Origin of the sequence: Enterobacter sp. DC4 (assembly GCF_000568095.1) — a bacterium.
Classification (GTDB): domain Bacteria; phylum Pseudomonadota; class Gammaproteobacteria; order Enterobacterales; family Enterobacteriaceae; genus Enterobacter; species Enterobacter pseudoroggenkampii.
The window spans coordinates 449,412-474,369 of record NZ_AZUB01000002.1; the positions used below are offsets into that span (position 1 = coordinate 449,412).

At 55.2% G+C, this 24,958-nt stretch carries 30 protein-coding genes and 1 other annotated feature; of the genes, 12 read left to right on the top strand and 18 right to left on the bottom strand.

What is annotated here, in order from left to right; genetic code table 11:
* Nucleotides 1-5: 5 nt before the first annotated feature.
* Genes P349_RS16150 through P349_RS16140 form a run of 3 tightly spaced genes read left to right on the top strand, consistent with a single transcriptional unit; the run spans nt 6 to nt 2,904 of the window.
* Nucleotides 6-1,019, top strand: a complete 1,014-nt coding sequence (locus P349_RS16150) for an ABC transporter ATP-binding protein (protein ID WP_024907097.1) — start codon at nt 6-8, stop codon at nt 1,017-1,019.
* Complete coding sequence (gene oppF / locus P349_RS16145) at nt 1,016-2,020, top strand: murein tripeptide/oligopeptide ABC transporter ATP-binding protein OppF (protein WP_024907098.1); 1,005 nt, start codon at nt 1,016-1,018, stop codon at nt 2,018-2,020. The genes P349_RS16150 and oppF overlap by 4 nt, the downstream gene beginning before the upstream one ends.
* 14 nt (nt 2,021-2,034) lie before the next feature.
* Entirely contained in the window at nt 2,035-2,904 is an 870-nt protein-coding gene (locus tag P349_RS16140; protein ID WP_050597483.1) for an ion transporter, read from the top strand.
* 31 nt (nt 2,905-2,935) lie between these two features.
* Here the strand turns inward: P349_RS16140 and P349_RS16135 are convergent, their stop codons facing one another.
* Together P349_RS16135 and cls are read right to left on the bottom strand one after the other, a co-directional pair.
* Entirely contained in the window at nt 2,936-3,265 is a 330-nt protein-coding gene (locus tag P349_RS16135; protein WP_006810881.1) for an HI1450 family dsDNA-mimic protein, read from the bottom strand.
* A gap of 33 nt (nt 3,266-3,298) precedes the next feature.
* Nucleotides 3,299-4,759, bottom strand: coding sequence for a cardiolipin synthase (gene cls / locus P349_RS16130; RefSeq protein ID WP_008502791.1), 1,461 nt, complete (start codon nt 4,757-4,759; stop codon nt 3,299-3,301).
* Between the two features lie 158 nt (nt 4,760-4,917).
* Between cls and P349_RS26270 the strand changes: the two genes are divergently transcribed.
* From P349_RS26270 to P349_RS16120, 3 genes are all read left to right on the top strand, one after another.
* Nucleotides 4,918-5,091, top strand: coding sequence for a YciY family protein (locus P349_RS26270; protein ID WP_021240326.1), 174 nt, complete (start codon nt 4,918-4,920; stop codon nt 5,089-5,091).
* Between the two features lie 111 nt (nt 5,092-5,202).
* On the top strand, nt 5,203-5,838 hold the full coding sequence (gene leuE / locus P349_RS16125; protein WP_023312092.1) for a leucine efflux protein LeuE: 636 nt from the start codon (nt 5,203-5,205) through the stop codon (nt 5,836-5,838).
* A gap of 93 nt (nt 5,839-5,931) precedes the next feature.
* The gene (locus P349_RS16120) at nt 5,932-6,897 is read left to right on the top strand and encodes a bifunctional helix-turn-helix transcriptional regulator/GNAT family N-acetyltransferase (RefSeq protein ID WP_032647600.1); all 966 of its coding nucleotides are present in this window, start codon (nt 5,932-5,934) and stop codon (nt 6,895-6,897) included.
* A 29-nt stretch (nt 6,898-6,926) separates the two neighbouring features.
* Here the strand turns inward: P349_RS16120 and P349_RS16115 are convergent, their stop codons facing one another.
* On the bottom strand, nt 6,927-7,223 hold the full coding sequence (locus P349_RS16115; RefSeq protein WP_024907101.1) for a YciI family protein: 297 nt from the start codon (nt 7,221-7,223) through the stop codon (nt 6,927-6,929).
* 220 nt (nt 7,224-7,443) lie between these two features.
* On the opposite strand from P349_RS16115, the gene tonB reads away from it, so the two are divergent.
* A complete protein-coding gene (gene tonB, locus P349_RS16110) occupies nt 7,444-8,166 on the top strand; it encodes a TonB system transport protein TonB (RefSeq protein WP_024907102.1) in 723 nt (240 codons plus the stop codon).
* Between the two features lie 38 nt (nt 8,167-8,204).
* On the opposite strand, the gene yciA is transcribed toward tonB, so the two are convergent.
* The 4 genes from yciA to P349_RS16090 form a co-directional block, all read right to left on the bottom strand.
* Nucleotides 8,205-8,600 (bottom strand): acyl-CoA thioester hydrolase YciA, encoded by a 396-nt coding sequence (gene yciA, locus P349_RS16105; RefSeq protein ID WP_032647597.1) that lies wholly within the window; start codon nt 8,598-8,600, stop codon nt 8,205-8,207.
* Nucleotides 8,601-8,704: 104 nt separating this feature from the next.
* Entirely contained in the window at nt 8,705-9,244 is a 540-nt protein-coding gene (locus tag P349_RS16100) for a septation protein A (protein ID WP_032647595.1), read from the bottom strand.
* Nucleotides 9,245-9,299: 55 nt separating this feature from the next.
* The gene (locus tag P349_RS16095; protein ID WP_032647593.1) at nt 9,300-10,043 is read right to left on the bottom strand and encodes a YciC family protein; all 744 of its coding nucleotides are present in this window, start codon (nt 10,041-10,043) and stop codon (nt 9,300-9,302) included.
* A gap of 25 nt (nt 10,044-10,068) precedes the next feature.
* Nucleotides 10,069-10,473: a YkgJ family cysteine cluster protein gene (locus P349_RS16090; protein ID WP_032647591.1), complete on the bottom strand. Its 405-nt coding sequence runs from the start codon at nt 10,471-10,473 to the stop codon at nt 10,069-10,071.
* Nucleotides 10,474-10,754: 281 nt separating this feature from the next.
* Between P349_RS16090 and ompW the strand changes: the two genes are divergently transcribed.
* Nucleotides 10,755-11,387, top strand: coding sequence for an outer membrane protein OmpW (gene ompW / locus P349_RS16085; RefSeq protein WP_023335963.1), 633 nt, complete (start codon nt 10,755-10,757; stop codon nt 11,385-11,387).
* 46 nt (nt 11,388-11,433) lie between these two features.
* Here the strand turns inward: ompW and P349_RS25305 are convergent, their stop codons facing one another.
* From P349_RS25305 to yedE, 3 genes are all read right to left on the bottom strand, one after another.
* Nucleotides 11,434-11,772: a hypothetical protein gene (locus tag P349_RS25305; RefSeq protein WP_071995287.1), complete on the bottom strand. Its 339-nt coding sequence runs from the start codon at nt 11,770-11,772 to the stop codon at nt 11,434-11,436.
* 126 nt (nt 11,773-11,898) lie between these two features.
* Nucleotides 11,899-12,132, bottom strand: coding sequence for a sulfurtransferase-like selenium metabolism protein YedF (gene yedF / locus P349_RS16080; protein ID WP_003856774.1), 234 nt, complete (start codon nt 12,130-12,132; stop codon nt 11,899-11,901).
* A complete protein-coding gene (gene yedE / locus P349_RS16075) occupies nt 12,129-13,340 on the bottom strand; it encodes a selenium metabolism membrane protein YedE/FdhT (protein WP_032647588.1) in 1,212 nt (403 codons plus the stop codon). The genes yedF and yedE overlap by 4 nt, the downstream gene beginning before the upstream one ends.
* Before the next feature lie 250 nt (nt 13,341-13,590).
* On the opposite strand from yedE, the gene P349_RS16070 reads away from it, so the two are divergent.
* Nucleotides 13,591-14,007: a hypothetical protein gene (locus P349_RS16070; RefSeq protein ID WP_032647864.1), complete on the top strand. Its 417-nt coding sequence runs from the start codon at nt 13,591-13,593 to the stop codon at nt 14,005-14,007.
* A 193-nt stretch (nt 14,008-14,200) separates the two neighbouring features.
* Here P349_RS16070 and trpA read toward each other — a convergent pair whose 3' ends face one another.
* From trpA to trpL, 6 genes are all read right to left on the bottom strand, one after another.
* The gene (gene trpA, locus P349_RS16065) at nt 14,201-15,010 is read right to left on the bottom strand and encodes a tryptophan synthase subunit alpha (RefSeq protein WP_032647586.1); all 810 of its coding nucleotides are present in this window, start codon (nt 15,008-15,010) and stop codon (nt 14,201-14,203) included.
* Nucleotides 15,010-16,203 (bottom strand): tryptophan synthase subunit beta, encoded by a 1,194-nt coding sequence (gene trpB / locus P349_RS16060; RefSeq protein WP_024907111.1) that lies wholly within the window; start codon nt 16,201-16,203, stop codon nt 15,010-15,012. Before trpB ends, trpA begins: the two co-directional genes overlap by 1 nt.
* 10 nt (nt 16,204-16,213) lie before the next feature.
* Entirely contained in the window at nt 16,214-17,572 is a 1,359-nt protein-coding gene (trpCF, locus tag P349_RS16055) for a bifunctional indole-3-glycerol-phosphate synthase TrpC/phosphoribosylanthranilate isomerase TrpF (RefSeq protein ID WP_032647584.1), read from the bottom strand.
* Between the two features lie 3 nt (nt 17,573-17,575).
* Nucleotides 17,576-19,171 carry a bifunctional anthranilate synthase glutamate amidotransferase component TrpG/anthranilate phosphoribosyltransferase TrpD gene (gene trpD / locus P349_RS16050; protein ID WP_032647582.1) on the bottom strand — a complete coding sequence of 532 codons (1,596 nt, stop codon included), beginning with the start codon at nt 19,169-19,171 and terminating at the stop codon, nt 17,576-17,578.
* A complete protein-coding gene (locus tag P349_RS16045) occupies nt 19,171-20,733 on the bottom strand; it encodes an anthranilate synthase component 1 (RefSeq protein ID WP_032647862.1) in 1,563 nt (520 codons plus the stop codon). Before P349_RS16045 ends, trpD begins: the two co-directional genes overlap by 1 nt.
* 25 nt (nt 20,734-20,758) lie before the next feature.
* Nucleotides 20,759-20,852: a sequence feature (Trp leader region), on the bottom strand.
* A complete protein-coding gene (trpL, locus tag P349_RS27030; protein ID WP_106993556.1) occupies nt 20,829-20,873 on the bottom strand; it encodes a trp operon leader peptide in 45 nt (14 codons plus the stop codon). (Overlaps the previous feature by 24 nt.)
* Before the next feature lie 139 nt (nt 20,874-21,012).
* Here trpL and rnm point away from each other — a divergent pair, with 139 nt between their 5' ends.
* From rnm to rluB, 3 genes are all read left to right on the top strand, one after another.
* Nucleotides 21,013-21,894, top strand: coding sequence for an RNase RNM (rnm, locus tag P349_RS16040; RefSeq protein WP_032647580.1), 882 nt, complete (start codon nt 21,013-21,015; stop codon nt 21,892-21,894).
* Complete coding sequence (locus P349_RS16035) at nt 21,891-22,511, top strand: L-threonylcarbamoyladenylate synthase (protein ID WP_003856793.1); 621 nt, start codon at nt 21,891-21,893, stop codon at nt 22,509-22,511. Before rnm ends, P349_RS16035 begins: the two co-directional genes overlap by 4 nt.
* 96 nt (nt 22,512-22,607) lie before the next feature.
* Complete coding sequence (gene rluB / locus P349_RS16030; protein ID WP_023312076.1) at nt 22,608-23,483, top strand: 23S rRNA pseudouridine(2605) synthase RluB; 876 nt, start codon at nt 22,608-22,610, stop codon at nt 23,481-23,483.
* A gap of 35 nt (nt 23,484-23,518) precedes the next feature.
* Here rluB and cobO read toward each other — a convergent pair whose 3' ends face one another.
* Both cobO and P349_RS16020 read right to left on the bottom strand, forming a co-directional pair.
* Nucleotides 23,519-24,109: a cob(I)yrinic acid a,c-diamide adenosyltransferase gene (gene cobO, locus P349_RS16025; protein ID WP_024907116.1), complete on the bottom strand. Its 591-nt coding sequence runs from the start codon at nt 24,107-24,109 to the stop codon at nt 23,519-23,521.
* Nucleotides 24,106-24,867, bottom strand: coding sequence for a YciK family oxidoreductase (locus tag P349_RS16020; protein ID WP_032647578.1), 762 nt, complete (start codon nt 24,865-24,867; stop codon nt 24,106-24,108). The genes cobO and P349_RS16020 overlap by 4 nt, the downstream gene beginning before the upstream one ends.
* Nucleotides 24,868-24,958 lie beyond the last annotated feature (91 nt).

A 24,958-nucleotide genomic window follows, 5' to 3' on the forward strand; every position in this document is an offset into this window, starting at 1 on the left:
CCGTCATGACAATGATTGAAACGGCAACCGCGCCACAGGCGCAGCAGCGGAGCGACCTTCTGCTGGACGTAAAAGATCTTCGCGTCACCTTTAAGACCCCAGACGGGGATGTGACCGCCGTGAACGATCTCAACTTCAACCTGCGCGCGGGCGAAACGCTCGGCATCGTGGGGGAATCCGGATCCGGGAAGTCCCAGACTGCCTTTGCGCTAATGGGCCTGCTGGCCGCTAACGGTGTGATTGGCGGTTCCGCGAAATTCAACGGTCGTGAAATCCTCAACCTGCCGGAGCACGAGCTCAACAAGCTGCGCGCCGAGCAGATCTCGATGATTTTCCAGGATCCGATGACCTCGCTGAACCCGTACATGCGCGTCGGTGAGCAGCTGATGGAAGTCCTGATGCTGCACAAAGGCCTGGGTAAAGCCGAAGCCTTTGAAGAGTCTGTCAAAATGCTCGATGCGGTGAAAATGCCGGAGGCGCGCAAGCGCATGCGCATGTTCCCGCACGAGTTCTCTGGCGGTATGCGTCAGCGCGTGATGATTGCGATGGCGCTGCTGTGTCGGCCAAAACTGCTGATTGCCGACGAACCGACCACCGCGCTGGACGTTACCGTTCAGGCACAAATCATGACCCTGCTGAACGAGCTGAAGCGTGAGTTCAACACGGCGATTATCATGATCACCCACGACCTGGGCGTGGTGGCGGGCATCTGTGACAAAGTGCTGGTGATGTATGCCGGTCGTACCATGGAATACGGCAAAGCGCGTGACGTGTTCTATCAGCCTGCTCATCCTTACTCGATTGGCCTGCTGAATGCGGTGCCACGTCTTGATGCGGAAGGGGAATCCCTGCTCACCATTCCGGGCAACCCGCCAAACCTGCTGCGCCTGCCGAAAGGCTGTCCGTTCCAGCCGCGCTGTCCGCACGCGATGGAAATCTGCAACAGCGCACCGCCGCTGGAAGAGTTTGCACCAGGCCGTCTGCGCGCCTGCTTTAAGCCGCAGGAGGAGCTGGTATGAACGCATTAGATGAAAAACGCAATGTGCTGCTCGAGATTGCTGACCTTAAGGTGCATTTCGACATCAAAGACGGCAAACAGTGGTTCTGGCAGCCGTCGAAGACCCTGAAAGCGGTGGACGGCGTCACGCTGCGCCTGTATGAAGGGGAAACCCTGGGCGTGGTGGGCGAGTCCGGCTGCGGTAAATCGACCTTTGCGCGCGCCATTATCGGTCTGGTGAAAGCCACCGACGGTAAAGTGGCCTGGCTGGGTAAAGATCTGCTGGGCATGAAACCCGACGAGTGGCGCGAGGTGCGCAGCGATATCCAGATGATCTTCCAGGATCCGCTGGCGTCATTAAACCCGCGTATGACCATCGGTGAGATTATTGCCGAGCCGCTGCGGACCTATCATCCGAAGATGTCCCGTCAGGAAGTGCGCGATCGCGTTAAGGCGATGATGCTGAAAGTCGGCCTGTTGCCTAACCTCATCAACCGCTATCCGCACGAGTTCTCAGGCGGTCAGTGTCAGCGTATTGGTATTGCGCGCGCCCTGATCCTCGAACCGAAGCTGATTATCTGTGATGAGCCGGTTTCCGCGCTGGACGTGTCCATTCAGGCGCAGGTGGTTAACCTGCTGCAGAAGCTGCAGCGTGAAATGGGGCTGTCGCTGATCTTCATCGCGCATGACCTTGCCGTGGTGAAACACATTTCCGACCGCGTGCTGGTGATGTACCTCGGTCACGCCGTGGAGCTGGGCACCTATGACGAGGTGTACCACAACCCATTGCACCCATACACCAGAGCGCTGATGTCCGCGGTACCGATCCCCGATCCCGATCTGGAAAAGAATAAGACTATCCAGCTTCTGGAAGGGGAATTACCCTCACCCATTAACCCGCCGTCGGGCTGCGTCTTCCGCACGCGCTGCCCAATGGCCGGGCCGGAATGTGCAAAAACGCGACCGGTTCTCGAAGGCAGTTTCCGACATGCGGTTTCCTGCCTGAAAGTAGACCCGTTATAATCGCAAGGGCTGACATGATGTCAGCCCTTATTTTTTGCGAGGTTACTGTGTCGCGTTTATTCACGTCAGCCCGTCGGCGGCTTTATCATGTTTTATTCGATCCTGAAACGGTATCCGGACGACGATTCGAAGGTCTTTGCGGTTTATTTGCGCTTCTTAGCGTGGTGGTCATCTTTATTGAATCGGGCGCTGGGACGCAATACCACCTGACGTTTGACGAATGGCATGTCTTTGTCTGGCTTGAGCTGGCGATTACCCTGGTTTTTACCGCTGAATATCTGCTCAGAGTAATTGCGTGGCCCAACCCGGCCCGATATGTTTTCAGCTTCTGGGGATTTATTGATTTAGCCACTATTCTGCCGCTCTACGTCATGTGGCTGTGGCCGGAAATCAGCCTGAGTTATGTCTTTGCCTGGCGGGCGATGCGCGTAATTCGGGTATTACGTATTCTGAAATTACTGCGTTTTATGCCCTCACTGCGCGTGTTCTGGAGCGCAATTGTCAGCGCGCGGCATCAGCTTATTCTCTTCTACTCGTTTATTGCCATCGTCATGATCGTTTTTGGCGCGCTGATGTATCTGATAGAGGGGCCGAAATATGGTTTCACGACGCTCAATGCGTCCGTTTATTGGGCGATAGTAACCGTGACGACCGTGGGGTACGGTGATATCACGCCCCATACGCCGCTGGGCCGCATTGTGGCCTCAGTGCTGATTTTGATTGGCTATTCGGTCATTGCTATTCCGACCGGGCTTATTACCACGCACATGAGCAGCGCATTTCAGAGCCGCAAGCAGCAGCGCAAATGTCCGGCATGTCACCAGGGTGACCATGACCTTAACGCGCGGTTTTGTCACCGCTGCGGCAGTGAATTGCCGGAGTAAATAAAAAAGGCTGCAATCGCAGCCTTTTTTATTATTCGCGCCAGAGGATATGGCACAGCTTGTGGTCTTTCTCTCGACAGAGCAGGACGCGGGCGAAAATATCGTTAATCTCGCCACCGTCTTCATCGGCCAGCCCGATGACCACTTCGGCAAAGAAGTCAGGATTCAGGTCGAAATCCACATGTTCAGCCCAGTCTTCTGAAGGGTCGAACAGTTCGGCACCGCCGCGCTCTTCGAACTGCAGATTAAAGAGGATCACGTCTGCGGGATCGAGGTTATCAACCGCCAGTTCGAGAAAAATGTCATAGGCCTGCTCGAGCGTTTCGTCTTCGGTCAGGCGATTGTTCAGATCCATTTCCATGATGACTACCTGTTTAACATCGTTGGGCACGTTTTACAGCAACGGACTAAAGAAGTAAAACAGTCGTTCGGCAATTCTCTGCCACAGTGGCCGTTTTACCCACAGTCTGGCATCCAGCAGCCGCGAGCGGGAGATATAATCATCCTGCACCGCGGCGAGATCGCCACCAAAGCCGGCATCATCAATAACCAGCGTGATTTCAAAGTTGAGCCACAGGCTGCGCATATCCAGGTTGACCGTTCCCACCAGGCTTAACTCGCCGTCGACAAGCACGCTTTTGGTGTGGAGCAATCCACCTTCGAACTGGTAAATTTTCACCCCGGCGGCCAGCAGTTCGCTAAAGAATGCCCGGCTGGCCCAGCCCACCAGAAGGGAGTCATTTTTGCGCGGCAATATAATGCTCACATCGACGCCGCGCTGCGCCGCGGTACAGATCGCGTGCAGGAGGTCATCGCTGGGAACAAAGTAGGGCGTCGTCATGATCAGGTATTCACGCGCCGAGTACGTTGCCGTCAGCAGCGCCTGGTGAATCAAATCCTCCGGGAAGCCCGGCCCGGAAGCAATGGTATGAATGGTGTGACCGCTGGCCTCTTCAAACGGCATAATATTGCCGTCCGGCGGTGGCGGCAGAATGCGTTTGCCGGTTTCTATCTCCCAGTCGCAGGAGTAAACGATGCCCATCGAGGTGGCAATCGGCCCCTCCATTCGCGCCATCAAATCCACCCACTGGCCCACCCCCGAGTCCTGCTTGAAGAAGCGCGGATCAACCATGTTCATGCTACCGGTGTAGGCAATATAGTTATCGATCATGATCATTTTGCGATGCTGACGGAGATCCATCCGGCGCAGAAACACGCGCAGGAGATTGACCTTCAGCGCCTCGACCACCTCGATCCCAGCATTACGCATCATGCCTGCCCAGGGGCTACGGAAAAATGCCACGCTGCCTGCGGAGTCAAGCATCAGACGGCAGTGAATGCCGCGTCGCGCCGCGGCCATCAGCGATTCAGCGACCTGGTCAGCCATTCCGCCGGGCTGCCAGATATAAAAAACCATCTCGATATTATGACGCGCCAGTTGGATATCGCGGATTAATGCCTGCATGACGTCGTCGGACGAGGTCAGCAGCTGGAGCTGATTGCCCTTAACGCCACCAATCCCCTGACGGCGCTCGCACAGCTTAAACAGTGATGATGCGACGCTACTGTTCTCCTCGGCAAAGATATGTTTGCAGGCTTTAAGGTCGTTCAGCCACTTTGCGGTGGAGGGCCACATGGCACGGGCCCGCTCTGCGCGGCGTTTACCCAGATGAAGCTCACCGAAAGAGAGATAGGCAATAATTCCCACCAGCGGGAGGATGTAGATTATCAGAAGCCAGGCCATGGCAGAGGGAACGGCTCTGCGCTTCATCAGGATGCGTAATGTCACACCTGCGATTAACAGCCAGTATCCCAAAATGACCAGCCAACTCACCACGGTGTAGAAGGTTGTCATAGGTAAAAAAATCCTTTTGAAAGCGTATTGTTATGAGTGTACGCATCAGGATTCATCTGGCAAATAAAAACGCCAGGTAAAAGCGCTGGTTTGCCGCAGGGTTGGGTTTATAATGGCCTTTCTTTTAGAGAAAAAGTGTTAGAGAAAGAGTTGTAGACATGAAGCGCAGTAGAACAGAAGTAGGGCGCTGGCGCATGTTGCGACAGGTGAGTCGTCGCAAGGCTCGTTGGCTGGAAGCACAATCCCGCCGCAATATGCGTATTCACGCCATCAGAAAATGTGGAATGACCCGGCATCGCAACGCGTTGCTGTTCGCAGTCCAGGATATCTGAGTACCATGAGGGCACCGTAATGGTGCCCGCTGATTTTATAGCGTCTGATTTTTAGGAGTAGCGTATTTGCAGCGCTATTCCTGCTGTATTGAGCAAAAGGAGGGAGAAGAAGTGTTTGCGGAGTTTGGCGTACTGAATTTCTGGACGTATGTTGTTGGCGCGTTTTTTATCGTGCTGGTACCGGGGCCGAATACCCTGTTTGTGCTGAAAACCGGGATTGGACACGGCGTTAAAAAAGGGTATCTCGCCGCCACAGGCGTATTTATCGGCGATGCGGTTCTGATGTTTCTGGCCTGGGCGGGTGTCGCAGCATTAATTCAGACCACGCCGGTACTGTTTAACATCGTGCGCTATCTGGGCGCCTTCTATCTGCTGTGGCTGGGCGGCAAAATGCTCTGGTCGGTGGTGAACCGTCAGAAAAACGCGCATGAGAGCGGCCCCGAACCTGCCAGTATGATCATGAAACGTTCGCTGGTATTGAGCCTGACGAATCCAAAAGCGATTCTGTTCTACGTATCGTTCTTCGTTCAGTTTATTGACGTGAACGCACAGAGCACTGGCACCTCTTTCCTTATCCTCGCGACGACGCTTGAGTTAATCAGCTTCATGTACATGAGCTTCCTGATCTTCTCCGGTGCGTTTGTCACGCGTTATCTCAAAACGAAAAAGAAACTGGCAAAGCTGGGGAACGGGCTCATAGGGCTGCTGTTTGTTGGGTTTGCGGCGAGGTTAGCGTCGTTGCATTGATTGATGAAAGGCTCCTGCGGGAGCCTTTTTAATTCTGTTTGACAACGCCTCATCACTTAGTTGTATAGTACAACTAAATGATGAGGGCAGAACATGCACAGCGAAACCCCGGTAGTCAGCGTTATTCGACGTTCCTCGCGCCTCATGGTGCGCGAGTTAGGTTTTATGGGTTCTACCCTGGCCTCAACGAGCTACTCACCTTCGGCCGTCCATACCCTGGTCGAAATCGCCTTACGCCAACAGATGACGGCGAGTCAGCTGGTGCAGCTGCTGGGTCTGGAAAAGTCCAGCGTCAGCCGGATGCTGGCTCGCCTGATTGCCGCAGGCGAACTCGAGGAAGTTATTTCTGCTGAGGATGCGAGAGCAAAGAGCCTCAGGCTGACCGCGAAAGGTCACGAGACGGTCAGCAAAATTAATGCCTTCAGCAATGAGCGCGTGGTTACAGCAATAAAGCGTCTTGCTCCCGCCCAGCAGCAGACCATTTCTGAGGGGCTCTCCCTTTATGCCAACGCGCTGCTGGCATGCCGTGAGGCGGGCAGCGATATGCAGCCCGACGAGCTGAAGATAGTGCAGGGGTATATCCCCGGCATGATTGGCCGTATCGCGGAGATGCATGGCAGCTATTATTCTCGGGAGCATAACTTTGGTCGCTTCTTCGAGGCCAAAGTGGCTTCAGGGCTGGCCGAGTTCAGTGAAAGACTGGAGAAGCCCTGTAACCAGATTTCGCTGGCAGTACTCAACAACAAAATTGTCGGCTCGGTGGCGATAGATGGCGAGGATCTGGCGCCGGGTGAAGCCCATCTTCGCTGGTTTATTCTTGATGATGGCTGTCGGGGACACGGCGTGGGAAAAAAACTGCTGAATGAAGCGATGCGGTTCTGCGACAGTGTCGGTTTTTCTGCCGTGCACCTCTGGACATTCAATAAGCTTACCGCCGCCCGGCGTCTGTACGAGTCGTTTGGGTTTACGCTGGTAAAAGAGTGGGAAGGCGACCAGTGGGGAAGCCTGATTACAGAGCAGCAGTTTACCCGGTATAAAGACGCACAACCGGCGCTATAAAAAAGGCTCCTTGCGGAGCCGCTTTGGTATCAGAACACTTTCTTATACGGTCGAACTGTCACCTTCGCATATACACCTGCCGCAACATACGGATCTGCGTCAGCCCAGGCCTGAGCGGCTTCCTGGGATTCAAACTCAGCAATAACAGTGGAGCCGGCAAAACCGGCGGCACCCGGATCGTTGCTGTCTACTGCAGGCATAGGGCCGGCGGTCAGTAATCGACCTTCATCCTGAAGCAACTGCAAACGTGCCAGATGCGCAGGGCGCACAGCCTGGCGTTTTTCGAGCGAATCAGCAACATCTTCAGAGTAAATCACGTAAAACACGGCGAAGCTCCTTAACCGGTAAAAGTGTCAGTTACGTTATGTGAAAGGGCAAACGACTGCAATGTAAAATAAAAACAATGTTAATACCCTGATCTGAATGCGCCTTTTTTGGCCTCTCATGCGCTAAAGTTGCGTCAGAACAAAGTGTCTTATTGAATATGATTGCTATTTGCATTTAAAATCAGTGTTCGGTTTTTTAACGTTGATGACTATGACTTCGATGACCCTTGATTTACCTCGCCGCTTTCCCTGGCCGACGCTGCTTTCTGTCGTGATTCACGGTGCCGTTGTGGCGGGTTTGCTGTATACCTCGGTTCATCAGGTTATTGAAATGCCCGCGCCCGCGCAGCCGATTTCGGTGACGATGGTCTCGCCAGCGGATCTTGAACCGCCGCAGGTTGCCCCTCCGCCGCCACAGCCGGTGGCTGAACCGGAGCCAGAACCCGAGCCTGTTCCGGCGCCACCGAAGGAAGCCCCGGTGGTGATCCACAAGCCTGAACCGAAGCCAAAACCTAAGCCGAAGCCAAAACCGGTGAAGAAGGTCGAAGAGCGTCCGAAACGCGAGGAACGTCCAGTTGAACCGCGCGCGACCCAGCCGGTCGAAAATGCAGCGCCTTCACGTCCGGTGATGAACAACACGGCAACGACGTCAAAGCCAACGGTTACCGCACCGGCGGGCCCGCGTGCCGTAAGCCGCAACCAGCCCCAATATCCGGCGCGAGCTCAGGCCTTACGTATTGAAGGCCGCGTACGGGTGAAATTCGACGTGACCGCGGATGGGCGCGTGGATAACGTGGAAATCTTGTCTGCTCAGCCTTCTAATATGTTTGAGCGCGAAGTGAAATCTGCCATGCGCAGATGGCGCTATGAGCCAGGCAAGCCGGGCAGCGGATTGATTGTTAATATCGTTTTCCGCCTGAACGGCGGGGCGCAGATGGAATAAAAAAAGCCTCCGAAAGGAGGCTTTTTTTTGCCTGTCGATCAGGCCAGTGGAAGTTGACGAGGTTTACCCTCGCTGTCCACTGCGACATAAATAAACAGCGCTTCAGTGGCCTTATAACGCTGCCCAATCGGCTCAGAAGAGACTTTCTTCACCCAGACTTCGATGTTGATGGAAATGGAGGTATTGCCGCGTTTCACGCAGCGCGCGTAGCAGCAAACCACATCCCCTACCGCAACCGGGCGCAGGAAGGTCATGCCGTCCACCCGCACCGTCACCACGCGCCCGTGGGCGATCTCTTTTGCCAGAATTGCGCCGCCCATATCCATCTGCGACATCAGCCAGCCGCCAAAAATATCGCCATTGGCATTGGTGTCAGCGGGCATTGCCAGTGTGCGTAAAACCAGTTCGCCCTGCGGGGCGTTAGTTGTTGTCATTGTTTTAACTCGTAACGGAAGACTTCAGGCGGGATGCTACTATGATTTCAAAGCGGAGAGAATAGACCAGAACGCCTGTCGTTGACGTTCTGGTCAGTCATTAATCAGTGCTTGTCGTCCTGCGGCATGTGGCGATAGATATAAACGCCGCTTAACAGCGTGAAGATAAGCGTCAGCGCGGTCAGGCCAAAGACCTTAAAATTGACCCAGATATTCTGCGGCAGCCAGAAAGCAATATAGATGTTAGCGAGACCGCAGAGAATAAAGAAGACCGCCCAGGCGATATTCAGACGGGACCAGACGTGTTGAGGCAGCGTCAGCTCTTTGCCCAGCATGCGCTGGATCAGCGGCTTTTTCATCACCCACTGGCTGATTAACAATGCGCCCGCAAACAGCGCGTAAATGACGGTCACTTTCCACTTAATAAATTCATCATTGTGGAAGAACAGGGTAAGCCCGCCGAAAACGGCGACCAGGACGAAGGTAACCAGCGCCATTTTTTCGACTTTACGATAGCGAACCCAGCTGTAAATCAGTACGACGGCGGTCGCAACGATCAGCGCAGTGGTGGCGGCATAAATATCGTACAGCTTATAAAAAGCAAAAAAGACCACGAGCGGTAAAAAATCAAGAAACTGCTTCATTCTGTGATTCCATCTTCTGAGCGGGGCGGGAGACGCGATGTCCCCCGCCTCCAGATTACTGACGAATTAACATATACAGGCGGAACAGATAGACGAGCAGTACCGCTGAAATGAGATTGCTCAGCGTATTCGCCACTACCGCGCCAACATTGGGCGTTAATACCGCAAAATTCGGCGCAAACAATAACAGCAGCGTTTTGGCGAGCAGCCAGCCGATCACGGCGGGCGCCACCAGACGCATATTAGCCCATGCCAGTCGGATGCTGCTGCGCATCGCGGTAAAAATCCCCATTTTATCCTGCACGACCATCACCGGCGCAAATGAGAGCACGATAGCCAGTAACACACCCGGCACCACGACCAGCATAATCCCCATCTGCACCAGCAGGGTGGTTAAAAAGATCAGGATAAACAGCTTAGGTAAGACCGGCGCGCTGGCACCAATCGCCCGCAAGGCGCTGACCCGGTGACCCGCCGATACCAGCTGAATCATCAGCAAAACGCCGCCCGCCAGAATTGCATTACCAATCAGGCCTGAGAACGTGGACGCGGCAGAAGCGCGCAGCAGAATTTGCTGCTGCTCCGGCGTCATGTTTTGCACCAGTTCAAACAACCCCACGCTACCCGCAAGGTGGTCGCCCTGGCTGAGGCTGGCAATCTGTTCTTCGCTCGGTGAGAAGGCATGGCCCAGCACCACCGTGATAAAGGCACATAGCAACGCGATCAGTAAAAAGGTTATGAACTGATTGCGGAAAAAGTTTCCCGTGTCACGGTAGACAGACTTCGCCGTGATAGACATGCACTCTCCTTGAGTATTGCAGGTGTTAATTAGCCGGCAATTGTACACCGGATGCACCTGCTGTGGCAGCATCAAGGCTTGTATGGAAAAGCATATCTTTGTAAAGCGGCGGTAATCCAACGCGCGCGCGGGCGCGGTTACAGGCTTCGTTGACCTGCCCATCTTCCCCCGACATGGCAAATTCCCGGCACGGGCTGGGGCGATCCTCATAGATAGAACAGCGGGTCGAGACCCCTGGCTCGCCTTGTAGCGCGACGCAGCTGACCTGTTTTTGGTTTGTGCCGCTCATGCAGCGCAGAAAGGGTGTTAACGGCTCTGTGAGATGAACCGGAACGGTACCGCCGCCATCGCTGGCTTCGGCCCAGTAGAAAGAGACTCGAAAATACGCACAACAGGCTCCGCACGTCATGCACGGGTTAATATCACTCATGGCACACCTGCAAAAGAAGAACGCATCAAATCAACTTGTGAAGCGATAAATTATCCAGCCGCCAGAGGAAGAGCAAGAGGGGGAAAAGGGAAAATTTTGTAACCGTGAAATGCCAAAAATTGACATGGAAACAACTTATTGGTTTTGGATGCGTAACAAAAAATTAATCCAGATCAATGAATGTTAAGTTACTGGTTTTAATGTGATCTGTGGCAGATCACTTATTACCCTTTTGTGAGTATATTCTCACCCGCGATTAAAACCACAACGATGGAGCGGATATGAAAAAATTAGCGGTGGCAGCCCTTGTATTAAGCAGTCTCTCTGGCGGCGCGTATGCGCACGAAGCAGGCGAATTCTTTATTCGTGCCGGTTCGGCTACGGTTCGCCCAACTGAAGGATCGGATAACGTGCTGGGTATGGGCGGTTTTAACGTCAGTAATAACACCCAGTTAGGTTTAACCTTTACCTATATGGCGACGGATAATGTTGGTGTTGAGCTTCTGGCAGCAACGCCGTTCCGTCATCGCGTGGGTCTCGGGCCGACTGGTGATATCGCCACGGTTCACCATTTACCGCCAACGCTGATGGCGCAATGGTACTTTGGTGACTCAAGCAGCAAGGTGCGCCCTTATATTGGCGCCGGTGTGAACTACACCACCTTCTTTGATGAGAAATTCAACGATACCGGTAAAGAGGCAGGTCTGACGGATCTCAGCCTGAAAGATTCGTGGGGCATGGCGGGACAGGTCGGTCTGGATTACCTGATTAACCGCGACTGGCTGATCAACGCCTCGGTCTGGTACATGGATATTGATACGGACGTACGCTTCAAGGCGGGCGGTCAGCAGCAAAGTATCAATACTCGCCTGGATCCGTGGGTGTTCATGTTCTCTGCGGGTTATCGTTTCTGATCCCCCATCAAACTGGCCACAGGGTGGCCAGTTTGCTTTGCTCACTTCAAAACGACGGATAAACCGGCCGCTCATCAAGCTTTACGCAATGCCTCAGGATCGTTTCCCCATCATATAAATAGCTGAAAGCGTCGCTCGACAGGGAATGGAAGAGAATATCGCCGTTGGCAAACGGGATCATTTCGGTATCACCCGCACGTTTGTGTCCCGCGCCGGTTTCAAAATGACCGTGCCATCGTTCCTGGGTGTGGTCATAAACGTGAAGAATAACCTCGACAAGTCCTCTTTGCGGACAATTAAGGCGCAGGAAGGTAGAAGAGAAATTCAGGGACAGCGCATGGAAGGGAATCAATAAGGCGAAAACCAGTAAAGCTCGTAAATACATCAAACCGCGAAAACCTCCTTCAAAAGGGAAAAGAGATTTTACTTAAGTCAGGAGTCGCGTTTTTGCCGTGGATCAAGATGTCTTATAATTCAATACGATAAAGGCCCCTGACGAGGCCCTTAACGATCATTTTTGAATCAGATAGCGAATGGTGGGGCCATCCTGCTGGATATCCAGCACCGTATAACCGTGGTTTTTCGCATCCAGCGGTATGTTGTTGATGGACTGCGGGCAGTCGCTGACTACCTCCAGAATTTCACCTTTCTTAAGCTGCGGCAGCGCTTCAAGCGTAGCCACCGCCGGATATGGACAGGGCTCGCCAACCATATCCAGACGATAATCAGGCACAATCTCTTTCATGCAGCATTCTCCTGCGTTTCTGTTTTAACGCTCGCACGGCGGAAGAAACGTCTCTCCTGTGCGACGACCAGTAAAAAAGCGACCAACAGCAGGGCGTAGGTGACGAGCAGGCCGCCGAGAGGCCCGAAGGTATTCAGCAGGTTGACCTTGTCCCAGCTGGTGGCCAGGACGGGAGAAACGTCATCCCAGTAATACGCCAGGATCGTCGAGCCAATCACATTTCCCAGACCCACCCACCAGTAGTGAACCTGACCTTCGACGGCGCGATACATCCAGCCGGTTTCACACCCGCCAGCCAGCACGATCCCGAAGCCGAACAGCAGGCCGCCAATGACCGCGTTAGGTCCGGCCCACATGATTTTTGGTTCGACGCCCAGTTGAACATAGCTGAAGATGCCGATGGCGCTGACCGCCATCCCGGCGATAATCGCCTTCGCCATCATCGTGCGCCCGGTGATCCACATATCGCGAAACGCGGAGGTGAAGCAGATCTGCGCGCGTTCAATGAGCAGCCCAAAACCCACACCGAACAGCATCGCCAGACCGAGTTTGGGCTGGTTCAGAGCGGTGCAGAGCGCCCATGCGATCATGGCGAAAAAGACCAGCATTCCGAGGCGGAAACGGTGGCGTGCCTGAGAGGGCTTCTGGGTTAACGGAGACGCTGCGCTGACTTTTACCATTTTCACTGGAATGCGAAACAGCGGCAGTAGAGTGAATTTTGCACCAAAGTAAGAGCCAATGGCCGTGGCGACAGCAAAGAACCAGGCGTGAAGAGAAAACTGAGGGATCCCGGTAAAGAAGGCGGCAAGGTTGCACCCCATCGCCAGGCGCGCGCCGAATCCGGCAATTATGCCGCCGAAAATCGCCTGCAGAATACGGATACGGCTTTTGGGCATACGCAACTTAACGTTGTTTGCCCACAGCGCCGCCGCGAAACAGCCGCCGAACATGCCGATGATCATCATCCCGTCGATGCGGGTGAGGGGCGTACCGTCCAGATGAATGAGTTTAAAGTAGCCCCACTCTTCGGCATGTACGCCAGCGAGTTGCAGCAGTTGGCCACCCCAGCGGGTGAACTCGCCGGTTACGGCCCAGAAGGTACCGGTAATGCCAAAATAATAAGTAGAGAGAATACCTGCCGCGATAACGGCCGGAACAGGTGACCAGAACTTAACCAGGTAAGTCTGTTTGAAGAATTGCCATGACATGAAGAAGCCTCTGAACTCAGAAGGAATATGTGGAATTAACGGACTGGAATATATAACTTTTTTCTTTTCTCCAAAACCTCTCCAAAAAGTTTCTCCCAAATACCGACCATTTTTATGACTTTTATCACTAAATCCTGCGTCTTATCCCGCGCGGGTAAAACGTCATAAGGCGACTGAACAAGTGTTGAATAAATATTTAAATAGTTAATGTTATGTTAAGTCATGCTTGAATTGGATGTTGGCGTTTTCAATGGCGAAAACTGACTCTATAACTACCGATGAGTTCATGGTCATCCATCAGAAGTTATTCCGGATTTCAAAGACGTGGGGTGACTTATGGTTAACGTTATTTTTTTTACGTGCTGAAAGTTGTCGGGTCGTAAACATAAAGTATAGCGATATCAAAGATGACATATTGCATCTTGAGGCAACACCAAAATTTGAGTCCCGAACAATTAGACTGTGCAAGATACTGCGTCAGTTATTTAAGCAAAGAAAGGTTTCTAACCCGCAGGATGTCTATGTTTTTCAGAGTAAATCCAATCGCGTAAAAGGGTATGCAAAGCCAGTTACAACGGTAGCGATGAACATCGCGCTAAAAGAGGCCGCCAAAGAAATTAGCAATAAAAACATTACCATGAAAAGCGCCCTGCAGGTAATGGACTAATAAGGTGATAATGTCCCGAGCCGACGATTGTTAAATAGGTTTGACTACTTTTAGCCAATCTCGGCAAAGCAGTGAAACACGCAATTAAGTATTAGTGTGCTATTCATTACAATTAATATTAACGCGGAATAATATATGTCGTGAAATTAAAAAAAAGTGAACCGTCTGGCTTAGATGCCAGACGGTCGAAGGGTTAGGCTTTACGCGTTGCCGCTTTCATTGCAGTCACAAACGCTTTTAGCTCGACCAGCATCTGCTCTGGCTTGTCCACGTTCTTTTCGATGATCTTCACAATCGCAGAGCCGGAGATGGCACCTGCTGCCTTCGCGTCAATCGCCGCGGTGACCTGATCCGGGGATGAAATCCCGAAACCCTGCAGCGGAGGCGCGGCATGGTACTCGGCCAGCTTTTCCACCAGGTGATGCAGCGGCAGCGCGGCTTTATTCTCGGCACCGGTCACGCCTGCGCGGGAGAGCAGGTAGGTGTAACCGCGCCCGTAAGAGGCTATCTGGCGCAGCAGCTCATCGTCCGCGTTTGGCGGGCAGATAAAAATAGGGGCGACATTGTGACGCATCGCAGCCTGGCGGAACGGCGCAGACTCCTCAACCGGCACGTCGGCCACCAGAACGGAGTCGACGCCCACGCGCGCGCACTCGGCGTAAAATTCATCGATACCGCGGTTGAATACCAGGTTGGCGTACATCAGCAGGCCAATCGGGATAGTGGGGTGCTTCTGACGGATCGCCGCCAGCATCTCGAAGCACTGGGTCGGCGTGACGCCCGAGGCAAACGCGCGCAGCGTCGCATTCTGAATGGTCGGGCCATCCGCCAGCGGGTCAGAGAACGGGATGCCCAGCTCCAGCGCATCGGCACCGGCTTCAATCAGGGTGTCAATGATCTTCAGCGACTGTTCAGGGCCAGGGTCGCCAAGGGTGACGAAGGGAACGAACGCGCCTTCCTGGCGGGATTTCAGTTCTGCAAATACGTTATCGTAGCGTTCCATCAGATTTCCCCTCGTGCTTTCAGAATATCGTGAACGGTGAAGATATCTTTGTCACCGCGACCGGAAAGGTTCACCACCAGCAACTGTTCTTTTTCCGGATTGTCTTTCATCATTTTCAGCGCATGGGCCAGAGCGTGTGAAGACTCCAGCGCCGGGATGATCCCTTCGCTGCGGCACAGCGTTTTAAACGCCTCCAGCGCTTCGTCATCGGTAATGGAGACATAGTCCGCACGACCGGTGCTGTTCAGATAGGCGTGCTGCGGTCCTACGGACGGGAAATCGAGGCCGGCAGAAATAGAGTAAGACTCTTCAATCTGGCCTTCATCGGTCTGCATCATCGGGGATTTCATGCCGAAGTAGATCCCCACGCGGCCATGCTTCAGCGGCGCGCCGTGTTCACCCGATTCAATGCCGTGACCCGCAGGCTCGACGCCAATCAGACCCACGCTGGTGTCGTCGATAAAGTCTGCGAACATACCGATGGCGTTAGATCCGCCGCCGACGCAGGCGATGACCGCATCCGGCAGACGACCCTCTTTTTCGAGGATCTGCGCTTTGGTCTCTTCCCCGATCATGCGCTGGAATTCACGCACGATGGTCGGGAACGGGTGCGGGCCCGCCGCGGTACCGAGCATATAGTGCGCGGTTTCGTAGCTGCCAGACCAGTCGCGCAGCGCTTCGTTACAGGCATCCTTCAGCGTCGCGGAGCCGCTGTGCACCGGGATCACTTCCGCACCCATCAGACGCATACGGAAAACGTTCGGAGACTGACGCTCAACGTCTTTCGCCCCCATATAGATGCGGCATTTCAGGCCGAGCAGGGCGCTGGCGAGCGCCGAGGCCACGCCGTGCTGGCCTGCACCTGTTTCGGCGATGATTTCGGTTTTACCCATACGCTTCGCGAGCAGCGCCTGGCCCAGCACCTGGTTAGTCTTATGTGCGCCGCCGTGCAGCAGGTCTTCACGCTTCAGATACAGCGTGGTTTTCGTGCCTTCCGTCAGGTTGCGGCATTTGGTCAGGGCCGTTGGGCGGCCTGCATAGTTTTTCAGCAGGTCGGTAAATTCCGCCTGAAACGCCGGATCCTTCTGCGCACTCACAAACGCTTCTTCCAGCTGGCGCAGCGCGGGCATCAGGATTTGCGGGACGTACATCCCACCGAACTCACCAAAATACGGGTTAAGTAATGTCGTCATCTTCTCTTCCTTAATATGCACGCAGAGTTTTAAAAACCGAGGCCAGTTTGCTGGCATCTTTAATACCCGGCTGGGACTCTACGCCTGAATTGAAATCGAGGCCTGCGCAGCCGGTTTTCGCGGCTTCTACACAGTTGTCCGGGCTTAATCCGCCCGCCAGTAGAACGTTGTCCAGCTTTTCGCCGTTCAGCAGAGACCAGTCAAAACGCTGGCCGGTTCCGCCCTGGCCGTTATCGAGGACGTATTTATCCACGTGGTTCAGGTTACGCGGGGGCAACGTATCGTCAACGCGTTGCGCTTTCCAGATTTGTACCTGCGGTGCCAGCGTGGCGCGCAGGGCATCGATATAGGCCTGATCTTCTTCGCCGTGGAGCTGCACCGCGCTCAGGGATAACGCGTCGGCTTTTTCAACCACCTCTGCGATATCTGCGTTGCGGAACACGCCAACATAGCTGAGCGGAGCCGCGGTGATGACCTTACGCGCTTGCTCTTCACTGACCACGCGAGGAGAGGAATCCACAAAAATCAGCCCGCCATAAATCGCTCCGGCTTCATACGCGGCCTGGGCGTCCTGTTCGCGGGTTAAGCCGCAGACTTTGTTTTCACCCAGCAGCACGCGACGTACTGCCGCATTGAGATCGTCATGTTCCATCATGGCGGAGCCAATCAGGAAACCGTTGGCGAAGTGGCTCAGCTCGCGCACCTGGGCGTAGCTGTTAATGCCGGATTCGCTGATCACCGTGACGCCAGCGCCCAGACGCGGTGCCAGCTGACGCGTGCGGTTCAGGTCAATGGACAGGTCACGCAGATCGCGGTTGTTAATGCCAACCACTTTGGCTTCCAGCGCAATCGCGCGTTCCAGCTCTTCTTCATTACTCACTTCGGTCAGCACGCCCATGTTCAGGCTGTGCGCCACGGCGGAAAGCTGGCGGTACTGCTCGTCGTCAAGTACCGAGAGCATTAGCAGGCAGGCGTCGGCCTGGTAAAAGCGCGCCAGCCAGATCTGATACGGATCGATAATAAAGTCTTTGCACAGGATCGGCTGCGGCGCGATGCCGCTGACGATCGGCAGAAAATCGAAGCTGCCCTGGAAATATTTCTCATCCGTCAGCACGGAGATGGCTGACGCATGATGCTTATAAATACCGGCAATACGTGCCGGGTCGAAATCGTCACGAATAACGCCTTTAGACGGGGAGGCTTTTTTGCACTCAAGAATAAACGCGGTGCGCGCACCCTGCAGGGCATCATAGAAACGACGTTGGCTTGGTACGACGTCATTCTGGAAACTGGCAAGCGGCTGCTGTTGCTTGCGGGCTTCCACCCAGATGGCCTTATCGGCAACGATTTTCGCTAAAACGGTCTGCATTCTTTACCCTCTTGCCGCAAGTGCGGTAACGCGATCGTAAGCTGCACCGGAGCGCAGTACATCCAGAACTTTTTGAACGTTGGCCTTCAGGTCTTCCTCACCGTGCAAACGCATCAGCATGGCGACGTTGGCAGCAACGGCGGCCTCATGAGCGACCTCTCCCTTACCTTGTAATAAGCGCGTCAGAATGTCACGGTTTTCTTCCGGCGTACCGCCGGCCAGCGCTTCCTGGTGATACGGGGTTAAACCAAAGTCAGCGGCTTCCAGTTGGTAGCTCAGGATTTCACCGTCGCGCAGTTCGGCTACCAGCGTTGGCGCATGCAGTGACACTTCGTCCATACCACCGCTGTGCACCACGGCGGCACGCTGGTAACCCAGCACGCGCAGCGTCTCGGCAATCGGCAGTACCAGTTCCGGACTGTAGACACCGATCAGCGCTAGCGGCGGGTGCGCCGGGTTGATCAGCGGGCCGAGCACGTTAAACAGCGTGCGGGTTTTAAGCTGCTGACGAACCGGCATCGCGTGGCGGAAACCGGTGTGATACTTCGGCGCAAACAGGAAGCAGACGCCCAGGTCATCCAGCGCTTCACGGGAACGCTCGGCGTTCATATCGAGATTAATACCGAATGCGGCGAGCAAATCGGAAGAACCAGACCGGCTGGAAACGCTGCGGTTACCGTGTTTTGCGACCTTTAAACCACACGCCGCCGCCACGAAGGCGCTGGCAGTGGAGATATTGATGCTGTTACTGCCGTCTCCCCCGGTGCCAACAATATCGGCAAACTGATAGTCCGGGCGCGGGAACGGGGCGGCATTTTCCAGCAGGGCCGTAGCGGCACCGGCGATCTCCTGCGGACTTTCGCCGCGGACTTTCATGCTCACCAGCGCGGCCGCCAGCTGCTCAGGCTTCAGCTCGCCGCGAACCACGGCGGAGAAGAGCTGGTGGCTCTCCTGTTGGCTCAGGGTTTGCGCCTGGTACAGTTTTTCCAGAATCGGCTGCAGGGTATTGGTCTGCTCCAGCTTCTGTAACGCCCAGTCGAGCGTCTGCTCCAGCAGGCGGGCGCCGTGGGAGGTCAGGATCGATTCCGGGTGGAACTGCAGGCCGCAGACGCGATCCGCATCGTGACGTACCGCCATCACCATCCCTTCAAACGAGGCGTTGATCGTCAGCCCGGCGGGAATATTGCTGCCAACCAGCGAGTGATAGCGCGCGACCGGGAGCGGGTTCGGCAGCCCGGCAAACATTGCCTGGCCGTCATGTTCAATGCTGGACGCTTTACCGTGCAGGATCTCACCCGCCTGGCCGACGTAGCCGCCGTAGGCTTCAACGATCGCCTGATGGCCGAGGCAGATGCCGATAATCGGCAGCTTGCCGCGCATGCGGGTCAGCAGCTCCGGCATACAGCCTGCTTCGCTCGGTGCGCCTGGCCCGGGGGAGAGCATCAGCACCGGGTTTTGCATGGTTGCCAGACGGTCAATCAGGGTCTGAGCCGGGACGTGGTTGCGGTAGATAACAACGTTGTGGCCATTCGCACGCAGCTGATCTGCCAGGTTATAGGTAAAGGAGTCGATATTATCGAGCAGCAGAATGTCAGCCATCAGAAAATCTCCTGTGCATGGTGTGCGGTAGCAATGGCGCGAAGGACCGCACGGGCTTTGCTGCGCGTTTCGTCAGCTTCAGACTGCGGAACAGAATCAAGAACAATTCCGGCACCCGCCTGGACGGTAGCAATGCCGTCTTCGACATAGGCGGAGCGGATCACGATGCAGGTATCGAGGTCACCGTGGGCTGTGAAGTAGCCTACCGCGCCGCCGTAGCTGCCGCGACGGCGTCCTTCGGCCGCGGCAATCAGCTGCATGGCGCGCACTTTCGGCGCACCGCTCAGGGTGCCCATGTTCATGCAGGCGCGATAGGCGTGCAGCACGTCGAGGTCGTGGCGCAGCTCGCCCACTACGCGAGAGACCAGGTGCATCACGAACGAATAGCGGTCGACTTTAGTCAGGTCCGCCACGTAGCGGCTGCCCGGGGTACAAATACGGGCCAGATCGTTACGCGCCAGATCGACCAGCATCAGGTGCTCGGAGAGCTCTTTATGATCGGTACGCATTTCCAGTTCGATACGGCTGTCCAAATCGCGATCCAGAGAGCCATCGGCGCGACGTCCGCGCGGACGGGTCCCGGCAATCGGGTAGATCTCAATCTGACGGCTGGTGGCGTCGTACTTCAGCGAGCTTTCCGGCGAGGCGCCGAACAGCGTGAAGTCGTTGTCCTGCATAAAGAACATGTACGGGCTCGGGTTGCTTTTTTTCAGCACGTCGTAGGCTGCGAGCGGCGACGGGCAGGGCAGTGAGAAGCGACGGGACGGTACCACCTGGAAAATTTCCCCGGCGCGAATCGCCTTTTGCATCTGGCGAACCACGGCACCGTACTGATCGTCAGTCTGGTTCACATCGCAGGTCATTTTTTCCACCCGCTGCACCGGAAGTGCAGGGGGCGCTTCCGTCATCTGCTGCTGGAGCTGCGCGATGCGGTGCTCAAGACGGTTTTTCTCAGCTGCCGAAGGCGTGAACAGGCTGGCCTGGATACGGGTGTATTGTTTCTGATGGTCGATCACCAGCAGGGTTTCAGCCAGATAGAAACAATAGTCCGGGCAGCGATTACCCTGTTCGGTTTCTGGCAAATCTTCAAATCCGGCGACCAGGTCATAAGCAAACAGCCCACCAAAGAACATCGCCTCACGCTCGTCTTCCGGCACGGTAACCAGGTTCTGCAGCAGGCGGAAGGCATCGAAAACGGACAGGGAGCAGAGGCGCGCGTCTTCGTCCAGCAGCTGGCTCACCGGCGGGAAATGCAGAATGCGCATTTCTGGATGACGTTCGTTTTCAATGCCTGAAGGCAGGGATGCATCCAGCAGCGGCAGCAGCGATGCGCCGTTATCTGACAGCGCCTTAATTGTGACAGTGTCACCTAAAGCGGTAATGCGCAGCGCGCTGTCGACCAGCAGCAGGCTCTTGAGATCGTCCTTGCTGTCGATGTCCGCAGATTCCAGCAGCAGCGTTGCCGGACGTGCCCCGCACACCTGATGAAACAGCGCGGTGGGGTTGTGGCGATAGGCCGCCTCGCAGGTCAGCAATTCGAGATGAGGTTTGGCTGTTTGCATGTTGGTGTTCTCATTTATTCTGTTCAAAAAAAAGCCCGCTGAGTAGCGGGCGGGTATCTGTTTGCATTTCGCAGACGCGTGACACTGCCCGATGATCAGGAAGTACGCCACCAACCGTGCAGAGTGAAATGTGCTGTCATTTTCAGATACCTTTCTCGTGTGAACTTTCGTACTAGTTAACTAGTTCGATGGCGTGTTGTCAACCCTTGATTTCAGAATTTCGCGTGAAGTCGGTATCATGGGGTTTTCGGATGTCTCCAACCTGTTATGGGAAGTGCTTTGAGCGATACCACCTACGCCATTATTTATGATTTACACAGCCATACTCAGGCCTCTGATGGCCTGCTGACACCCGAAGCCCTGGTTCATCGTGCCGTTGAAATGCGCGTCGGTACGCTGGCGATAACCGATCACGATACGACAGATGCCATTCCGGCGGCGCGCGCTGAGATCGCCCGCAGCGGGCTGGCGCTAAATCTGGTGTCCGGCGTTGAGATTTCGACCGTCTGGGAAAACCATGAGATTCATATCGTTGGCCTGAACATCGATATAGACCATCCGGCACTTATTGCCTTTTTGCAAGAACAAAAAACGCGCCGCAACCAGCGCGCAGAGATGATCGGCGAGCGTCTGGAAAAGGCGCATATTCCGGGCGCGCTGGAAGGTGCGCAAAAGCTGGCGAACGGCGGGGCAGTCACCCGCGGTCATTTCGCCCGTTTTCTGGTTGAAGCAGGCAAAGCGACGACCATGGCGGATGTTTTTAAAAAGTATCTGGCGCGCGGGAAAACCGGATACGTTCCGCCACAGTGGTGTACAATAAAACAAGCTATTGATGTGATTCATCATTCTGGCGGTAAGGCCGTGCTGGCCCATCCGGGGCGGTATAATCTTTCTGCTAAATGGCTGAAAAGACTGCTGGCACACTTTGCCGAATGCGGTGGCGAGGCGATGGAAGTCGCCCAGTGTCAGCAGGCGCCCAACGAGCGCGCGCAGCTCGCGACCTATGCCCGCCAGTTCGGCCTGCTTGGGTCACAGGGGTCTGATTTCCATCAGCCCTGCGCCTGGATTGAACTGGGGCGCAAGCTCTGGCTGCCCGCTGGCGTTGAGCCGGTCTGGCAGCTCTGGGAACAGCCGCAGCAAATTGAAGAGAGGGAAGTATGAGTCAGTTTTTCTATATCCATCCGGATAACCCACAGCCACGTCTGATCAACCAGGCCGTGGAGATCGTCCGCAAAGGCGGCGTCATTGTCTACCCGACCGATTCAGGCTACGCGCTGGGCTGCAAAATTGAAGATAAAGGGGCGATGGAACGCATTTGCCGTATTCGCCAGCTGCCGGACGGCCATAACTTTACCCTGATGTGCCGCGATCTCTCTGAGCTGTCGACCTATGCGTATGTCGATAACGTGGCGTTTCGCCTGATTAAGAACAACACGCCGGGCAACTACACCTTCATCCTGAAAGGGACGAAAGAGGTGCCGCGCCGCCTGCTGCAGGAAAAGCGTAAGACTATCGGCATGCGCGTGCCGTCGAACCCGATTGCGCAGGCGCTGCTGGAAACCCTCGGCGAACCGATGCTGTCTACCTCGCTGATGCTGCCGGGAAGTGAATTTACCGAGTCCGATCCGGAAGAGATCAAAGATCGTCTGGAGAAGGTGGTCGAGCTGATTATTCACGGTGGCTATCTCGGCCAGCAGCCGACCACCGTGGTCGACTTAACCGAAGATGCACCGGAAGTGATTCGTGAAGGCGTGGGTGACGTAAAGCCTTTCTTGTAAAGGTATAAGCAGATATACTACGCGGCCATCAAAGCAGGGCTCAGCCCTCTTTTGACCTGATTCGACGCCTGTGAAGGCGACACCTGAGGAAGCTCAATGAGCGAGAAGTTACAGAAAGTGCTGGCGCGTGCCGGCCACGGCTCACGCCGTGAAATCGAAGCCATTATTGAAGCGGGTCGCGTGAGTGTGGACGGTAAAATCGCCACGCTGGGTGACCGCGTTGAAATCGTACCGGGGCTGAAGATCCGCATCGACGGTCATCTTATCTCCGTGAAAGAGTCCGCTGAACAAATCTGTCGCGTGCTGGCTTACTACAAGCCGGAAGGCGAGCTGTGCACCCGCAACGACCCGGAAGGTCGTCCGACGGTGTTTGACCGTCTGCCTAAACTGCGCGGTGCTCGCTGGATTGCCGTTGGTCGTCTGGACGTGAACACCTGCGGTCTGCTGCTGTTTACCACCGATGGTGAACTGGCAAACCGTCTGATGCACCCAAGCCGTGAAGTGGAACGTGAATACGCGGTGCGCGTATTTGGCCAGGTTGATGAGAATAAACTGCGCGATCTGTCGCGTGGTGTTCAGCTGGAAGACGGTCCTGCGGCGTTCAAAACCATCAAATTTACCGGTGGGGAAGGAATCAACCAGTGGTACAACGTGACCTTGACCGAAGGCCGCAACCGCGAGGTGCGTCGTCTCTGGGAAGCGGTAGGCGTGCAGGTTAGCCGTCTTATCCGTGTCCGTTACGGCGATATCCTGCTGCCGAAAGGTCTGCCACGCGGTGGTTATACCGAACTGGATCTGACCCAAACCAACTACCTGCGCGAGCTGGTCGGCCTGACGCCGGAAACCACCTCAAAAGTGGCGGTGGAAAAAGATCGTCGTCGCATGAAGGCGAATCAGATCCGTCGCGCGGTGAAGCGCCACAGCCAGGTGAGCAGCAGTCGCCGCTCCGGCAGCCGTAATAACAACGGTTAATGTAAAAGCCCGGTGAACGCACCGGGCTTTTTTCTTTAGTAATCAACGCCAATTTGCGCTTTGATACCCGCATCAAACGCATGTTTGACCGGACGCAGCTCGCTGACGGTATCGGCCATCTCCAGAATATCCCGATGACATCCGCGCCCCGTGACGATAACCGTCTGGTGTACAGGACGGTTCTTCAGAGCATCCAGCACGGCTTCCAGCGGCAGGTAGTCGTAGGCGACCATATAGGTTATCTCATCCAGCAGAACCATATTCAGCGAGGGATCGGCCAGCATTCTCTTTGCATGCTCCCAGACGGCGAGACAGGCGGCTGTGTCTGTTTCCCGGTTCTGGGTATTCCACGTAAACCCGGTTGCCATTACCTGAAACTCGACGCCGTGAGGTTCGAGCAAATTCCGCTCGCCGTTGGGCCATGTGCCTTTAATAAACTGGATCACGCCCACTTTTTGCCCGTGTCCGACGGCGCGTGTCGCCGTACCGAATGCGGCGGTGGTTTTCCCCTTGCCGTTGCCGGTAAAGACAATGACGATCCCACGCTCGTCCTGTGCCGCCGCGACGCGCGCATCGACCTGTTCTTTCAGACGCTGCTGGCGCTGCTGATGACGTTCTTCACTCATTGCGAAATTCCTGGTTTACGGCCCGGCTGGGCGTCAAAGGTCATCCCGGTTTTGCGGCGGCTGTCGTCGCCCATCAGCCAGAGATAGAGCGGCATAATGTCTGCCGGGGTTTTCAGCTTCTGCGGATCTTCGCTCGGGAACGCACTGGCGCGCATTTTGGTGCGCGTACCGCCCGGGTTGATGCAGTTTACACGCAGATGGCGGCTCTGGTACTCCTCCGCCAGCACCTGCATCATGCCTTCGGTCGCGAATTTTGATACGGCATAGGCTCCCCAGTTTGCGCGTCCCTCACGGCCAACGCTGGAGGAGGTGAACACCAGTGAACCTGAATCCGATTTGAGTAATAAAGGAAGCAGTGCCTGGGTCAGGAAAAACGTCCCGTTGACGTTGACCTGCATCACCTGTAGCCAGATATCAGGATCCTGTTCATCCATCGGACGCACTTCGCCTAACAAACCGGCGTTATGCAGTACGCCGTCGAGTCTCGGATAGTGGGCGCTGATGCGCCGGGCTAATTCCTGGCATACTTCGGGCGTGCAGGTCAGTAAATCGAGTGTATACCACGGGGCCGGTGTGCCGCATACAGCCTCAATTTCCTGAGCGGTGTTTTTCAGTTTTTCTTCGTTGCGCCCGATCAGAATGACGTTCGCGCCGTATTCGGCGTAGGTCAGGGCCGCCTCGCGGCCAATCCCGTCGCTGGCACCGGTGACAAGAATAATCCGGTTTTGCAGCAGATTTTTTTGCGGTTGATAATGCACGGTGACTCCTCAGGCGACCGGTGATGCAATGGCGCCTTTATGATGACTTTTCGGCTTTATGCCCGAATTAGCCTAATAATTCAATCAGTCT

What these genes read in the sequence shown, in the direction of transcription:
- yedF (WP_003856774.1), bottom strand. Translation starts at nt 12,132, where the DNA reads ATGAAAGAGATTGTGCCTGATTATCGTCTGGATATGGTTGGCGAGCCC.
- P349_RS16035 (WP_003856793.1), top strand. Translation starts at nt 21,891, where the DNA reads ATGAGTCAGTTTTTCTATATCCATCCGGATAACCCACAGCCACGTCTG.
- cls (WP_008502791.1), bottom strand. Translation starts at nt 4,759, where the DNA reads ATGACAACCTTCTACACCGTGGTGAGTTGGCTGGTCATTTTGGGATAC.
- P349_RS16150 (WP_024907097.1), top strand. Translation starts at nt 6, where the DNA reads ATGACAATGATTGAAACGGCAACCGCGCCACAGGCGCAGCAGCGGAGC.
- ompW (WP_023335963.1), top strand. Translation starts at nt 10,755, where the DNA reads ATGAAAAAATTAGCGGTGGCAGCCCTTGTATTAAGCAGTCTCTCTGGC.
- cobO (WP_024907116.1), bottom strand. Translation starts at nt 24,109, where the DNA reads ATGAGTGAAGAACGTCATCAGCAGCGCCAGCAGCGTCTGAAAGAACAG.
- trpD (WP_032647582.1), bottom strand. Translation starts at nt 19,171, where the DNA reads ATGGCTGACATTCTGCTGCTCGATAATATCGACTCCTTTACCTATAAC.
- yedE (WP_032647588.1), bottom strand. Translation starts at nt 13,340, where the DNA reads ATGTCATGGCAATTCTTCAAACAGACTTACCTGGTTAAGTTCTGGTCA.
- P349_RS16100 (WP_032647595.1), bottom strand. Translation starts at nt 9,244, where the DNA reads ATGAAGCAGTTTCTTGATTTTTTACCGCTCGTGGTCTTTTTTGCTTTT.
- P349_RS16140 (WP_050597483.1), top strand. Translation starts at nt 2,035, where the DNA reads ATGATGTCAGCCCTTATTTTTTGCGAGGTTACTGTGTCGCGTTTATTC.
- trpCF (WP_032647584.1), bottom strand. Translation starts at nt 17,572, where the DNA reads ATGCAGACCGTTTTAGCGAAAATCGTTGCCGATAAGGCCATCTGGGTG.
- tonB (WP_024907102.1), top strand. Translation starts at nt 7,444, where the DNA reads ATGACCCTTGATTTACCTCGCCGCTTTCCCTGGCCGACGCTGCTTTCT.
- P349_RS26270 (WP_021240326.1), top strand. Translation starts at nt 4,918, where the DNA reads ATGAAGCGCAGTAGAACAGAAGTAGGGCGCTGGCGCATGTTGCGACAG.
- P349_RS16070 (WP_032647864.1), top strand. Translation starts at nt 13,591, where the DNA reads ATGGCGAAAACTGACTCTATAACTACCGATGAGTTCATGGTCATCCAT.
- yciA (WP_032647597.1), bottom strand. Translation starts at nt 8,600, where the DNA reads ATGACAACAACTAACGCCCCGCAGGGCGAACTGGTTTTACGCACACTG.
- P349_RS16135 (WP_006810881.1), bottom strand. Translation starts at nt 3,265, where the DNA reads ATGGAAATGGATCTGAACAATCGCCTGACCGAAGACGAAACGCTCGAG.
- rluB (WP_023312076.1), top strand. Translation starts at nt 22,608, where the DNA reads ATGAGCGAGAAGTTACAGAAAGTGCTGGCGCGTGCCGGCCACGGCTCA.
- P349_RS16045 (WP_032647862.1), bottom strand. Translation starts at nt 20,733, where the DNA reads ATGCAAACAGCCAAACCTCATCTCGAATTGCTGACCTGCGAGGCGGCC.
- P349_RS16095 (WP_032647593.1), bottom strand. Translation starts at nt 10,043, where the DNA reads ATGTCTATCACGGCGAAGTCTGTCTACCGTGACACGGGAAACTTTTTC.
- P349_RS16090 (WP_032647591.1), bottom strand. Translation starts at nt 10,473, where the DNA reads ATGAGTGATATTAACCCGTGCATGACGTGCGGAGCCTGTTGTGCGTAT.
- P349_RS25305 (WP_071995287.1), bottom strand. Translation starts at nt 11,772, where the DNA reads ATGTATTTACGAGCTTTACTGGTTTTCGCCTTATTGATTCCCTTCCAT.
- P349_RS16120 (WP_032647600.1), top strand. Translation starts at nt 5,932, where the DNA reads ATGCACAGCGAAACCCCGGTAGTCAGCGTTATTCGACGTTCCTCGCGC.
- trpB (WP_024907111.1), bottom strand. Translation starts at nt 16,203, where the DNA reads ATGACGACATTACTTAACCCGTATTTTGGTGAGTTCGGTGGGATGTAC.
- oppF (WP_024907098.1), top strand. Translation starts at nt 1,016, where the DNA reads ATGAACGCATTAGATGAAAAACGCAATGTGCTGCTCGAGATTGCTGAC.
- trpA (WP_032647586.1), bottom strand. Translation starts at nt 15,010, where the DNA reads ATGGAACGCTACGATAACGTATTTGCAGAACTGAAATCCCGCCAGGAA.